General features: G+C 44.0%; 13 protein-coding genes. 4 read left to right on the top strand and 9 right to left on the bottom strand.

The window, feature by feature from the left end; translation table 11 throughout:
• Nucleotides 1-36: 36 nt before the first annotated feature.
• The 9 genes from CBS1_RS08355 to rplU all read right to left on the bottom strand — a co-directional run bounded on the left by CBS1_RS08355 (nucleotide 37) and on the right by rplU (nucleotide 8,063).
• Nucleotides 37-2,682 carry an ABC transporter permease gene (locus CBS1_RS08355; RefSeq protein ID WP_090222449.1) on the bottom strand — a complete coding sequence of 882 codons (2,646 nt, stop codon included), beginning with the start codon at nucleotides 2,680-2,682 and terminating at the stop codon, nucleotides 37-39.
• A gap of 20 nt (nucleotides 2,683-2,702) precedes the next feature.
• Complete coding sequence (gene rpoD / locus CBS1_RS08350; protein ID WP_090222448.1) at nucleotides 2,703-3,818, bottom strand: RNA polymerase sigma factor RpoD; 1,116 nt, start codon at nucleotides 3,816-3,818, stop codon at nucleotides 2,703-2,705.
• 38 nt (nucleotides 3,819-3,856) lie between these two features.
• Nucleotides 3,857-5,554: a DNA primase gene (gene dnaG, locus CBS1_RS08345; RefSeq protein WP_090222485.1), complete on the bottom strand. Its 1,698-nt coding sequence runs from the start codon at nucleotides 5,552-5,554 to the stop codon at nucleotides 3,857-3,859.
• A gap of 141 nt (nucleotides 5,555-5,695) precedes the next feature.
• Nucleotides 5,696-6,094, bottom strand: a complete 399-nt coding sequence (gene rpsI, locus CBS1_RS08340) for a 30S ribosomal protein S9 (protein WP_090222447.1) — start codon at nucleotides 6,092-6,094, stop codon at nucleotides 5,696-5,698.
• 15 nt (nucleotides 6,095-6,109) lie between these two features.
• Nucleotides 6,110-6,553, bottom strand: a complete 444-nt coding sequence (gene rplM, locus CBS1_RS08335) for a 50S ribosomal protein L13 (RefSeq protein WP_090222445.1) — start codon at nucleotides 6,551-6,553, stop codon at nucleotides 6,110-6,112.
• Nucleotides 6,554-6,597: 44 nt separating this feature from the next.
• Complete coding sequence (locus CBS1_RS08330) at nucleotides 6,598-7,125, bottom strand: ECF transporter S component (RefSeq protein WP_090222444.1); 528 nt, start codon at nucleotides 7,123-7,125, stop codon at nucleotides 6,598-6,600.
• Nucleotides 7,126-7,164: 39 nt separating this feature from the next.
• Entirely contained in the window at nucleotides 7,165-7,431 is a 267-nt protein-coding gene (gene rpmA, locus CBS1_RS08325) for a 50S ribosomal protein L27 (protein WP_033191505.1), read from the bottom strand.
• Nucleotides 7,421-7,732 (bottom strand): ribosomal-processing cysteine protease Prp, encoded by a 312-nt coding sequence (locus tag CBS1_RS08320; protein WP_090222443.1) that lies wholly within the window; start codon nucleotides 7,730-7,732, stop codon nucleotides 7,421-7,423. The genes rpmA and CBS1_RS08320 overlap by 11 nt, the downstream gene beginning before the upstream one ends.
• Nucleotides 7,733-7,745: 13 nt before the next feature.
• On the bottom strand, nucleotides 7,746-8,063 hold the full coding sequence (gene rplU, locus CBS1_RS08315) for a 50S ribosomal protein L21 (RefSeq protein ID WP_090222442.1): 318 nt from the start codon (nucleotides 8,061-8,063) through the stop codon (nucleotides 7,746-7,748).
• A gap of 335 nt (nucleotides 8,064-8,398) precedes the next feature.
• On the opposite strand from rplU, the gene CBS1_RS08310 reads away from it, so the two are divergent.
• The 4 genes from CBS1_RS08310 to CBS1_RS08295 all read left to right on the top strand — a co-directional run bounded on the left by CBS1_RS08310 (nucleotide 8,399) and on the right by CBS1_RS08295 (nucleotide 13,946).
• On the top strand, nucleotides 8,399-9,697 hold the full coding sequence (locus tag CBS1_RS08310) for a nucleotide sugar dehydrogenase (RefSeq protein ID WP_090222440.1): 1,299 nt from the start codon (nucleotides 8,399-8,401) through the stop codon (nucleotides 9,695-9,697).
• A 160-nt stretch (nucleotides 9,698-9,857) separates the two neighbouring features.
• Nucleotides 9,858-12,053 carry a fibronectin type III domain-containing protein gene (locus tag CBS1_RS08305; RefSeq protein ID WP_090222438.1) on the top strand — a complete coding sequence of 732 codons (2,196 nt, stop codon included), beginning with the start codon at nucleotides 9,858-9,860 and terminating at the stop codon, nucleotides 12,051-12,053.
• 83 nt (nucleotides 12,054-12,136) lie between these two features.
• Entirely contained in the window at nucleotides 12,137-12,931 is a 795-nt protein-coding gene (locus CBS1_RS08300) for an NAD(P)/FAD-dependent oxidoreductase (protein ID WP_090222436.1), read from the top strand.
• 70 nt (nucleotides 12,932-13,001) lie between these two features.
• Nucleotides 13,002-13,946: a radical SAM protein gene (locus CBS1_RS08295; protein ID WP_164969296.1), complete on the top strand. Its 945-nt coding sequence runs from the start codon at nucleotides 13,002-13,004 to the stop codon at nucleotides 13,944-13,946.
• Nucleotides 13,947-13,953 lie beyond the last annotated feature (7 nt).

Genomic DNA, 13,953 nt, shown 5'->3' with positions numbered 1-13,953 from the left:
ATTATACCATGTCCAAACAAACTTCCAAAGAATTTTTCAATCAAACACCCTCAACGCCTCTGAGGGTGGAATCTTCTGCGATATACTCGCAGGAAGTGAGACAAATATTATTGTAATTCCAAAAACGCCAGCTAAGGTTACAAATACTTTCCAAAACGGTATCACTACCTTGAATGAACTGAGCAAAGGTTGGACAAAGGCAACGAGGTCTTTGACAACGAATATGCTTGCGAGTATCGCAACGATTGTTGCAATGAGTACTATAGCCACTGCTTCGTAGATGAACATTCGATAAACTACTTTGCTATCCGCCCCTATGGCTCTTAGCATACCGATTTCTTTCTTACGCGCATAAACGTTTCTAAAGGTAATTATTGCCAAGCCGGCAAAACCAGCGATAAAGCCGAGTTGGAAAAGCTGCAAAGATAAGTCAACAAGGTTGTTGATAGATGCGTATAGTTTTTCGATTTCTCCGGTTATATAAAACGCACCGTCAAGCTTTCTTGTGACAAATTCTTGGGCTTCGAGTGCCTTTTGTGGGTCATTGATAACGCCTGCGTAACCGCTGATGGCACCGAAGAATTTTTTGTTTCTCCAGATGAGAACGCCGTCCATGGGGAGCAAGGTTTCCTGGGGGTCGTAGACACCTTTTATGTAAAGCGTTTCAACAATTTTTGGTGAGATGCCAGGCAAAACACCTTTTAAAACCATTGTGACTTCTACGCCAGGAGTTTTTAGGATTTTGTTTGACAGGTACAATGTTTTATCTGGTACTTTTGACCAGTTTTCTTTTCGGATATCGTTCATTAACTTTTCACTCGGGAGCTTTAGGTGTTGGAATATTCTCTCGTCTGAAACGATTATTGTGTACTTCTTTTTGTCATTTGGGAACGATGCTTGGACAAGTTGGATAGGAACAAGTGCTTGGAATTTTGAGACGAATTGTTCATCGTTGAGGTATTTGTAGGAACCGAAGAATGTTTTAATGGGGTTTTCAACGATGATGAAGTTGTAACCAAACGCGCCTTCTTCCTTCTTTTCTTTTATGTATTCAGAAATGCTCGTTGGAACTATTGCACTCACAAGAATTAAAATAAGTGTGACGGCGTATATTACAAACATCGCAAAGTTGCGCATTTTGTGTTTGTCGATGTAAGATAACGCCAAAACAACGGACACATTTTTGAAGCGTTCGAAAAACACTTTGGCATATGGGATGAAAGCAAAGATAGAGTATATACTTCCAACAAGCACAAAACCTGAGCGGATAAGTAAATCTTTCGCTCCACCAGAGCCTACAAGAGGGTAGACCGAAGCAAGGATGGAAAGTCCGTATATAAATGTGACTAAGGAATTGCGGTAGAATAGAGGAACGATGGAAAGTAATCCCAAAAGTGCGTAGACGTACGATGTACGCAAAAGAAAGAGGAAAAGAAGAATTCCTGCAATCGCAACGAAAACTTTCTTTACTTTTCCTTTCTTTTTCCTTTTTTCAACAGGTCTATCACCATACAGTTCGGATGGGGAAATTTGGGAAAATTCCATGCTACGGTAGGCAAGGATAATGATAGGAACAATCATGGCAATAAGGATACCAAGGACGATGGTTGAGAGCGATATGCTGAAAGGTATTCTATCCTGGACAAATGCAAAGAGCTGGTCTTCTCTTCTGAATGAGTTGATTTTATCAAGTAGGTAGATACCGAAAAATATCCCAGCAACTGCACCAACGATTTCTGAAGATATCAGGTAAAGCAATCCTTCAACAAATAGGACTGAGAACATGCGAAGACTTGTGTAACCCAACGCCCTTAATACACCAAGTGAACGTTTGCGTTCCTCAACGATAATGCCAAAGAACGAGGAGACGAAAAGAAAGCTTGAAATAACTGTGAACCCGGAAAATCCAATGAAGAGATAGCCGATAATTTTATTCAACGGGGAAGTTGATAATCTGTATTTGCCAGCGGTGATTCGTATTGAGCCTTCTTTCCCTTCCAATTCTTTAGCAAATGTTTTGTGTTGTTCGACGAGCAAATTCGTGGAGACAAAATAGACGTTCGGGTCTTTCAATGGATAAACGCCGTATTCTTCAAAATAACTTTCTGGCAAAAAGATAGTCCCGTTTGCCGAGGCTGTTTCGCCACGAAAATTGAGTATACCTTTACCAAAGGCTCCAATTTTGATGTTGAAAGAGGTTTTCGCCGTGATTATCTCTATCTCATCACCGATGTTAATTCCAAATGCTTTTGCTGTATCTTCACTGATGGTGAACGGCTGAACCTTCTGCCCAAGAAATTTTTCAAAGTTCTTGTTAATCGCTATTGCAAATAGGTCAACGTATTTTCCTTTTATCTTAGCAGTTACTTGGGCAAGTTTGACAGAAACGTATTTTTTTACTTGAGGGTATTGCTTGAGCAATGACTCGACAGATTCTGCATTAACAGCCTTTGGCAAGAATATCGTATCTGCCTTATCTTTGATTATTAAATCAACTTCTCCGAAGTTTTTCGTAAGTTTTTCATGCAAATAAGCGGAAACAGAATCATTTAAAGAAAGGCCACCAACAAGGAGCATGGTGGCCACCATCGTGCCAAGGATTGCAAGTAAGCCTACTTTCCAGTGTTTGATGAAGTTTCTGAAGGAGATTTTTAATATCGTGTCGTAAATTTGTCTTATCATGGTCTCATTCCTTAATATTTTTAGTCTTCTTCGGCGAGTTTCTGGAGTAACCTTAAGTATCTGCTACGTGAAGGATGTCTGAGTTTTCTTAGCGCTTTGACTTCTATCTGCCTTATCCTTTCACGAGTGACACCGAAGTACTGACCTACTTCTTCAAGTGTTTTGGGCTTCCCATCGAGTATACCGTACCTCATTTTTAAAACCATCTTTTCTCTGTCGTTGAGTGTTTCCAATAATTTATCGATTTCTTCTTTCATGAGCGTTCTTATTGCTTCTTTCTTAGGTGAACCAACGGATTCGTCGGCAACAAAATCAGCCATAGAAGAGTCTTCTTCTTCGCCTACAGGTGTTTCCAAAGAGAGTATTTCAGGAGTTGATTGCAAGATTTCCTCTATTTTTTCAACCGGTTTTCCAACCTGCTCTGCGATGTATTCCAGTGGTGGTTCTTCACCGTGTTCTTGCATGTATTCTCTTTTGATTTTTTGTATCTTGTTTATCGTTTCCACCATGTGGACCGGAACTCTGATCGTTCTTGCCTGGTCTGCGATCGCCCTTGTGATTGCTTGTCTTATCCACCATGTTGCGTAGGTGGAGAATTTGTAACCTTTCGACCAGTCGAATTTTTCAACCGCCTTGATTAGACCCAAGCTGCCTTCTTGGATGAGATCTAAGAACGAAAGGCCTTTTCCAAGGTATCTTTTCGCCATGCTGACAACAAGTCTGAGGTTTGATATAATGAGTTCTTCTTTCGCTTTCTTATCTCCCATCTGAGCTCTCTGCGCCAGTCTTCGTTCTTCGGATGGTGTAAGGAGCCTAATTTTTCCTATATCGCGCAGGTACATCTTTATCAGGTCTTTCGGCTCGGTGCTATCAAAAACCTCAGGTCCTTCGCTTAGGTAGTGCTTGAGCTCTTCTTCCATGCTGGCAAAGTCGGTTGTATCTCTAATCTCTATTTTGTTCTTCTCAAGTGTTTCGTAAACAAAATCCAGATTTCCGTCAACCACATCGCTTTCTCCCGGCGGGAAGGTGCGGTCGATGTCATCGTAGGTGATGTAGCCTTTTCTTTTGCCGAGTTCGATGAGTTTTTCGAGCTTTTTCTGGAGTTCTGTGTTGTCTTTTACCGCTGTTTTTGACATACAAAAACACCTCCTCACTGTATTGAGGGACTTTATTTTTATTTTTGATTTTTGATTCTCATCTTTTGGCGAACCAATTCTGTGCGTGCTTTCAAAAGTATGCGTTTTTCATCTTCGGATGTTGCTTTGAGAACGAGGGAGTCGATTTCTGCAATGCGCTTGTCTATGCGTCTGAGTTCGAGGTCTTTCTTTATGTATTCCACTACTTTGTCGTCCACTTCGAAATCGATTTTGTCAAAAACCTCTTTAACGAAATCTCCCATATATTTAGACAACGAATCGAGCGAAACGTTCAAATCTTTTGCGATAAGGAAAAATTCCCTTGCCTTGCCCTCGAGTAAATCGGGTGTGAATTCGATTTGCTTGAAAAGTTCCGGGTAGTTGAAGTACATATAGACAAGGTAGTCTTCGGTTGTTGGGACTTTTTTCACGGGCGTTTTGGGAAGTTGGACGTTTTGGTTTTGCGGATATCTTTGCTGCTGGTTTGGTGTTTGAATGCTCTGGGAAGAAAGTAAGTTTTTGAGTTCTTCTTTTGTTACACCTGCCGTTGCGGCTGCGTGCTCATAGAATTTTTCGATGCTTTTTGGGTTCGTGGAGAAGATGCGCTCCCAATTTTTCAGCACTTTCACAAATGTGTTGAACCCGCTGGGGTTCGATAAATCGTACTGTTTGGCAAGGCTTTCAACAACGAACTGTTCTGCGCCAACGCTACTGTCAAGGACCTTAACAAGCCCTTTGGTTCCGAATTTCGAGTACGTCTCATCTGCGTCCTTTGCCTCTTCGAAGCTTGCGATGACTACGTTGAAACCTTCTGGGATGAGCATCTCCAAACTTCTGAGGGCCGCCTTTATCCCTGCACTGTCTGAATCGTATGCAAGTACGATATTCGTTGTGAGTTTTTTGAGTTTGTATATGTGAAGTTTCGTTAGGGCAGTTCCGAGTGTTGCCACCGCGTTCTTTATACCCGCTCTGTGGAACGCAAGTGCATCGAAATAGCCTTCGCAGATGATAACGTAATCGACTTCCTTTATATGCTCTTTGGCAAAGCTGAGCATGTAGAACGTGGAGGATTTTTTGAAAAGCAGTGTATCTTGGGAGTTGAGGTATTTTGGTACACCTTCGCCAATGAGCCTTCCACCGAACGCTATCACCCTGCCAAAATCATCAGTTATCGGTATGATGAGCCTGCCAGCGAACGGATCTGTGTTAGAAAAGCCGAATTTTTCAATTTCATCCTTACTAAGCCTCAATTTTTGCGCAACTTGTTGTGGGAGTTTTGAATCAGACGGTGAGAAGCCGAATTCGTAAAGTGATATCTCCCTTGCATCAAACCCACGCTTTTTAAGATATTCAAAAGCAACTGTGCTTTGATTCAGTTTTGATTTGTAAAGCTGGTGCAGTTCTTTGTAGAATGTGTAGTATTTATTTCTGATTTCGTCTTCTTGTGTGTAAGAAACGGCTATACCGACGCGCTCTCCAAGTTTTCTTACAGCTTCCACGTACGAGATGTTCTCTATTTCCTGGACGAATTTGATAACATCCCCGGAAGCTCCGCAACCGAAACAGTGGTATATGCCCTTCTGCGGGCTCACGTAGAACGAAGGTGTGGTCTCAAGGTGAAACGGGCAAAGACCTCGGTAGTTGGAACCGACTTTTTGGAGGTTGACGTATTCTGAGATGACTTCGACGATGTCGTTTTTCTCCCTAATTTTTTCGATTATATCCTTCGGTATCATACCGTTCCGCTCCTTTCTTGAAGCGGGGCAGACAAGTGGGAAAATCATGAAAATAAAGGTAGCAGATGGAACGTGCCATCCGCCACCTAATTTGGAATCATGCGAGCTAATTGCAAAGTGAAGCCAGTTGAGAATGCAAAATTAACGCTTGGAGAATTGTGGAGCCCTTCTTGCTTTCTTGAGACCGTATTTCTTTCTTTCGACCATTCTTGGGTCTCTTGTGAGGAATCCTCTGTCCCTGAGTGTCTTTCTAAGGTCAGGATTGAATGCAACAAGTGCCCTTGCAAGACCGAGCCTGACAGCGCCGGCTTGTCCGTTCTTACCGCCACCTTCAACTCTGATTTGAATATCGAACGTGCCCTCAAGGCCTGTGACTTTGAGTGGTTCAATTGCGTGCATTGTCCATACTTTATTCTCAAAGTACTCATTGAAGTCGTTGTAGACTTTGTCGTTGATCTCTATTTTTCCTGTTCCTGGTCTGAGGTAAACTCTGGCGGTTGAAGTCTTCCTCCTACCTGTGCCCATGTAGATGTCAGCCATTTATTTCCCTCCCTATCAGAGAAGTTCTACCTTCTCAGGTTTTTGCGCTTCGTGTGGATGATGCTCGCCGGTGTACACTTTCAATCTCTTGAATTGGTGTCTACCAAGCGTTGTTTTTGGAAGCATCCTCTTAACCGCAAGTTCGATGAGCCTCTCTGGGTGGCTTTCGAGTATCTGTTCTGCGGTCTGGGATTTGAGACCACCGGGGTATCCAGAGTGGTGGTAGTAGACTTTTTGTTTCACTTTCTTACCTGTGAGTTTCACCTTTTCTGCATTTATCACAACCACAAAATTGCCGTTATCGAGGTGTGGTGACCACGTGGGTTCGTTCTTGCCCTGGAGCAAAAGGGCAATTCTGGTTGCAAGCCTGCCAAGTGGCTTGTCTGCGGCATCGACAAGATACCATTTTCTTTCTACTTTTGGAAATGTGGTTTTCTGTATGGGTAATGGCCTTGCCATTTCACTTTCCTCCCTTCGCTTTCCTTCTAATCGTTTCGAATATTTTAATTTTCAAAAATTCTCGCTATTCGTTCTCTGATTAAGCTTGTTACAACCGCATCGATTGAAAACTTTATCGCATTAAAAGCAGCGATAATCGGAAGATACTTCAAAGTTTCCTGCAACGGGATCTTCCAGTACAACGGTACAACAATCATGTTGAGTACGGTCATGACGCCTGCAACTACGACCACACCGACGACGTAGCCGATTATTTCAAACGCTCTGTTCTCCCTGATTCGGTATATGTAGATAGCTGGTAGTAAGAAAGATGCACCTGCTGCAAAATTCATCGCAATGCCCACGATGTCGCCGGATTTTAGTAAGAAGAAGAGTATGTCTTTTATCAGCAGCACCAATATCCCGTCAATTGGTCCGAAGATGAATCCTGCAAGTAATGGGAGTATGTCGCTTGGATCGAATTTTAGGAAATTGACAGATGGAAATATGGGAAATTCCAAAAACATCAAGCCTGTTGCAAGGGCTGACATTATTCCGATCGTTGCTATTCTAACTGCAGAATTCTTCTTCATCAGGTTCCCCCCTGGTTGCGCAAAAACGCTGCTATCAGATTATTCTTCAACAACTGTGACGTACCTTCTGTTGTTCCTTTCTATTATCTTCACTACTCCATCTTTGAGGGCAAAGAGCGTGAAGTCTCTACCCATACCGACGTTCTGACCTGGCCAGAATTTTGTGCCTCTTTGTCTGAGTATGATGTTGCCTGCGATAACTTTTTCACCGTCGTATTTTTTGAATCCCAAGTACTTTGGATTGCTGTCCCTTCCGTTTCTACCTGCGCCACTGGCTTTTGCGAACAGTTGTATATTAATGCGCATCATCGTTCACCTCCACTCTTACGTATCTTGGATACTGACTCGCGATATCTTCAAGTGTTGTCTTCAGTTCTTCAACGAATCTTTGCGAGATTTCGTCTTTAGGAATATCCGTAACGTTCAGGTAACCTTCTTCTATTTCCACTTTTGCACCGTTTATGTTCAGAGCCCTTGCTGTGTGCTGAGAGACCGTACTGACCGCTGCACAGACTATATCTTTTCCCTTTTTTGCGTACAGTGCGTGTCCTGTGATTGTGAAAGAATCGTAGAATCCGTTTCTTACAGTGAATTTGCACACTATCATTTCAGCACTTATATTACTTGACTTCTATCTTTTCGATCTTGATAGTGGTGTACCACTGCCTGTGACCTTTGATCGTCTTGTGGCCCTTTCTCGGGATGAATTGACCAACGAGGACTTTTCTAGCCCTTGCGTGTTCAACAACTGTACCTGTGACCTTCACGTTTGTGAGGTATGGTTGTCCAACGAGGACCTTACCGTCGTCGGTTTTGACCATGACGACCTTGTCGAGTTCTACAGTTTCGCCTGGGGCCACGTTGAGCTTTTCTGTGTGCAGTAGCTGACCTGCCTCGACTTTGTACTGCTTTCCTCCGCTTTCCACTATCGCGTACACAAAGTTCACCTCCTACCAGTTTTACAGGCACTAAAACAACGTAGGTTGGAGACGTGCGGGGGATCCCCAACCGTTTGCGACGCGTTTTAAGTGCCCGTTTTGCATGTGCGTTTTGCGTACGTGTATTATTTTACCATCGAGTTTATTTTTTCAAGAAAATTTTTCGTTAATATATGCTTACAGGGATGTTGCCAAGTAGTCCAAGCGTTCAGCTCGCGATTAAAGTTTTCCGATTGACGGACGATAAGGGATATGGTAAAATTCATTCAGTGAATGAATTTTGTAGAGACGCAATTGTGGGAAAATCAGAAAATGGTGTGTTGGAGGGGATGGAGATGAGTTTGTACGAGAAGATACTGAGCAAGGAAGCGGTAGTTGGCGTGATTGGAATGGGGTATGTTGGACTGCCTTTGGCTGTTGAAAAGGCACGAGCTGGGTACAAGGTTATCGGATTTGATATCCAGCAAAAGCGCGTTGATATGATCAATAGAGGAGAGAACTACATAGGGGATGTGGATAACAACGAGTTGAGAGAACTTGTTCAGGCCAGAAGATTGCGCGCAACGACGGATTTCGATGAGCTCAGAAATTGCGATGTGATCAGTATATGTGTCCCAACACCGCTTGATAAGTTCAAGCAGCCGGATTTGAGTTATATAACCAACAGTGCAAGTGAGATAAAAAGGCGCTTAAGGAAAGGACAGTTGGTGGTGCTCGAAAGTACAACATATCCTGGCACAACAGAAGAGGTGGTGCTCCCCATCTTGCAGGAAACAGGACTAAAGGTGGGGCAGGATTTCTATTTGGCGTTCAGCCCAGAGAGGGTCGATCCGGGCAATCCAAGGTACAAAACAAGAAACACACCTAAGGTAGTTGGTGGGGTCACACCGGAATGTACAAAGCACGCTGTTGCGCTGTATGAGAACGTGCTTGAAGCAGGCGTCTTTCCTGTATCCTCGCCAAGGGCTGCGGAGATGACGAAGATTTTGGAAAACACGTTCAGGCTCGTGAATATCGCGCTCGTTCAGGAGATGACAAAAGTTGCCGAAAAGATGAGGATAAATATCTGGGAGGTTATCGATGCAGCAGCGACGAAGCCGTTCGGTTACATGCCATTCTACCCAGGACCTGGGATAGGTGGGCACTGTATACCAATTGACCCGTTCTATCTGGTGTACAAGGCGAAAGAGTACGACCTGCACATGATGCTCGTTGAGGTAGCAGGCGAGATTTCCGACGGTATGCCGTACTATGTGGTTGACAGGCTTACAGATATCCTCAACGAAAGGAAACAGTGCTTGAACGGAAGAAACATTTTGCTGCTCGGTGTGACGTACAAGGGGAATATAGACGATTTGAGGGAAAGCCCGGCATTGAAGGTTATTGAGATTCTTGAGAAAAAGAAAGCAAATGTCTTCTACTACGACCCGTTCGTTCCGGAATTCACACACAACGGAAAGCACTACAAGAGAATTGAGTTAACTGAGGAAAATTTAAGAACGATGGACGGAGCGATAGTAACTTCCGGGCATACGATAGGCATCGATTACGAATTTGTTGCAAAGCACGTACCGTTTGTGTTCGATACAAAGAACGTAACGAAAGGAAAGTACGAAAATGTGATTTTGCTCTGAGTTCTCTTGAATTTTTCAAAAATAGACAATTTGTTCAGTACCCCGACGTCCGTCGGGGTGTTTTGCTTTGCAAGCTATTGGTGGTGGTATGATAATTTTTGGTTTTGTGATATAATAACGGTAAGAACAGTAGAAAAAATAACTAAAAGGGGGTTTTGGAATGTTTGGTAAGTTCAAAACTTCAACTTTGCTTTTATGCTCCTACGTCCTTATTTTGGTCTTCTTAAGTGCTTGTGTAACACCTCAAAAGAGTGGTCCCGAATTGTTGGAACCTAAAAACAACGCGCAGAGCGTCCCGTTCAATAATACCACGCTGCTTTTTGGTACACCGAGTGACGGAGAGTACGAAGTGATCGTCAAAGAAGCAGATACAAACGCCGAGGTTTTTAGGCAAGTGGTGAACGGAGGGCAAAACATTTCGGTTGTGGTTCCAAAAGGAAGGCTCAAACCCGACACGAAGTACAAGTGGTACGTTAGGCGCAAAGGCAACGATTCCGGAGCAAGTTCGATGTGGTATTTCACCACAAAGAAGAATTCTCTACCGAGTGTGTATGGATTGAAACCTGACAAGACCGAAGGACATCCATTCGGCGCACTTGCTCTGACTTGGAATGCCAACGATCCAGACGATGATACGCTGACGTTTGTTGTAAGGGTTTTTGAGGTTGGAAAAGATGTACCTGTTTACGAGACGACCAGCGCAACAAATTCGGCTGTTGTTAAGGACTTGAAACAGCTGACAAATTACCGCTGGACCGTTGAGGCAATTGACCCATGGGGCGCGAAAAGTGGGGTTTCTGAAGCAACCTTCAAAACCAAGCAGAACGAACCGCCCGACAGGATAGATTTAATGAACCCTAAGAACGGCGAAGCGAATGTGAAGTTCAATAATTTGTTGTTGAAATGGCAGGCCTACGACAGAGATTACGAAGACCTGAAGTTTACCGTGACACTCAAGGCGAGTGGTGCCGAGAGCCAAGCACTGCTTTCTAATTCCACTCTCACTGAGTACAAAGTCACAGGACTCAGTCCAAGTACGTTGTACACGTTAACTATTACGGCGGTGGATAAATACGGTGAAACACGAACCGAGAGTTTTCAGTTCACAACGAAGGTTAATACCCCACCAACCAAGCCTGAGTTAACCAATCCGGCAAATAATGCAAGGGTGAATTTCGTCAGTGCTAAGCAGATCACCTTTACGTGGACAAACGCTACAGACCCAGACGAAGATGACGTGGATTACGAGTTCGTTCTGGTTTCAGGTTCGCAGATAGTGCACAAAAGAAGTGCTGTGCTTTCAAATAGTTATACAATCGATGTAAATAGTCTGCTCGATGTTGGAAAAACTTACACGTGGTACGTTGCAGCGAAAGATAGGCACGGGGGCAGAACGGAAAGTGACAGGTTTACGTTTGAGACCTACAGAAATACTCCGCCAAGTGTTCCTACATCGCCCTATCCGGCTAACGGTGCGCGCAATCTTCCAAATAGGATCGAGCGTTTTTCTTGGGATTGTTCGGATCCCGATGGTGATGCCCTGAAATTTGAATTGTACATAGGTGAGAGCCCTGACAATTTGAAGCTTGAAGCCAGTAATTTGACAACAAAAACCTACAGCACGTCCAGACTTTTTGATTTTGGGAAGACGTACTATTGGAAAGTGGTTGTAAGCGATGGGTATAACCCACCGGTGGAAGGGCCAGTCTGGAGCTTCACGATAACAGACGAGGATAGGCCACCAACAGCACCTGTACTGTTGTCGCCGTCGAATGGAGCGAATGGGATTTCGTTTAACAACATCACACTCAGATGGAGGGCTAGCACAGATAAAGAAACCGCACTGGATAGGCTTGTGTACTTAGTGTACTTTGGTAAAGCCGATAACATGGAACTGGTTGCCACGGTGACTGGTAAGACAGATGATGAGATCTTCCATACGATCAGTTCAGTTGCACCTGCTACGACGTACTACTGGAGGGTGGAAGTGAAAGATTCGTTCGGTAACTACGCCTACAGCACCACATGGAGTCTCAAAACAAAGCCCAACGAGGCACCTAACATACCACTAAATCCAAACCCAGCTGATGGCAGTCAGGTTCCCGTTTCAGGTGTGCCCACAACGGTTACTCTGAGCTGGGATTGTTCGGATCCTGACGGAGATAGTCTAACGTACGAGGTTTATATAAATACCAGCGATGATTTCTCGTCGGTCACACCCTATACGACAACTAATAAATCTGTGGTTGTACCAATCAACGTCCTTGGAAAGTACTACTGGTACGTTGTGGCAAGAGATAGGCACGGTGAAGAGACAAAGAGCAAGACTTGGGAATTTGAGGTGAGGTCTCAATAGAACCTTCGCAGTCGGTAAAATCACAAGGCCGTGGCTTTCCGCCACGGTTTTTTTAAACGAGCTTAAAACAGGAGTGGTTCAATGTGAAGGTGGGAGTAATCGGCGGTGGGCCTGCGGGCGTTGCCTGCGCGGTTTTGTTGAAAAGATACGGCGTTGATGTTACAATCTATGAGAAAGAAGAGATCGGCGGTCTGATAAGGAACGCGTGGCGAGTTGAGAATTTCCCACCCGTTGGATTTATATCCGGCATTGAATTTGCAAATCGGTTGAAGTGGTACGTTGAGGACTACAAAATAGAAGTTGTTAAAGATGAGATTTTAAGCGTTGATGAATACAAGCTTGCAGGGATAAATGGGAGATACCAGTGCGATATCGCAGTTGTCGCAACAGGTACAGAGGCAAAAAGAATTGAGCAGCTGGAAGGTCCAAAGACGTTCTATGAATATGTAGAGCTTCCTAAAGATATCGGCAGTGTAGCGATTTACGGTGGGGGAGACGTTGCGCTGGACTACGCGATTCATGCAAAGGAAGATGGAATGGAACCAATTGTTTTTGTGAGAAGTGATAGGTTGAAAGCTGTTAGCAGGTTGGTTGAGTACGCAATGCAAAGGGGTATTGTGATCAAACTCAAAGAACCAGTAGCCTTCGTTGAGCACAAGGGCGAGAAGGTGTACATCTACACAAAAGGCGGTTCATACATCGCAGATGGACTCTTGATCGCCATCGGCAGAGAAGGAAAAATGCCCAAGGTAACAGCAAAGTCTATGCCTGTGCATGTGATCGGTGATGCGGCGCATCCAGATATCCGGCAGTCTTCGATCGCTATCGGCGATGGAATTAGGTGTGCGATGGAGATTGTTGAACAGTTAATTAGATAAAAAATAAAATGCTTGGCTGGAGGTGTTTCAGGTTATGAAACTTTCCGATGTTCAGCATGTTCTGAACGATTTGAAGATCGTTGCCAGCTACGGTAAGGAAGATATCGCTATGGTTTACTTGGCTGAAAGTAAAAACGGCGCCCTGATAGAGTTTGTTGAGTCTGTCCAGCCACCTATACCAAGGGAGAAAAAGTGGGTCTTGATCGTCTCTACAATGGATGGATGTCCGGTGGGTTGTGCGATGTGCGATGCAGGTGGGTATTACAAAAGGAAGTTGACGAAAGAGGAAATTTTAGCGCAGATTCTGTTTTTAGTTAATAAACGATTCGGCACGCACGTTCCAGTTGAAAAGTTCAAAATCCAGTTTGCGCGCGTTGGGGAACCTGCACTGAACGACCATGTGCTCGGCGCACTTGAAGATCTTCCGCAACTGCTCGATGCTCCCGGGTTGATGCCTTCGATAAGTACCGTCGCACCAATTGGTAGGGAGATTTGGTTTGAAAGACTGCTTGAGATTAAAAATAAGTACTATATCGGAAAATTCCAGATACAGTTTTCCATCCACAGCACGAGTGTAGAGCAAAGAGATAAGATCATTCCAGTTAAAAAATGGGGATTTGAAAAGATTGCGCAGTACGGTGAACGGTTTGTGCAAAAAGGCGATAGAAAAGTAACGCTGAATTTCGCACTCGCCCAGGAGAATGAGGCAGATGCATCGGTTATAATGAGGTACTTTGCTCCGGAGAAGTTTTTAGTAAAGATTACTCCGGTTAATCCGACCTACAGAGCCGTTGAGAACGGGTTGAACTCGGATGTGGATGAACGCGGGCTTGTGTTGAAACACAGGAAATTCGTTGAGGAATTGGAAAGGAATGGGTATGAAGTTATCATCAGTGTTGGCGAGTTGGAAGAAAACAAGATAGGTAGCAACTGCGGTCAGTATGTCCAGCGGCATTTGGCTGCGCAACGCAAGTTGGAGAATTCGTACGTTTTTGTCAATGAAAATTTAGGGTAATGGGAGC

The sequence above is a fragment of the Fervidobacterium changbaicum genome (assembly GCF_004117075.1).
GTDB lineage: Bacteria > Thermotogota > Thermotogae > Thermotogales > Fervidobacteriaceae > Fervidobacterium > Fervidobacterium islandicum.
Note: the sequence above shows the minus strand (reverse complement) of the source record. Positions and strands in the feature narration are given on the sequence as shown.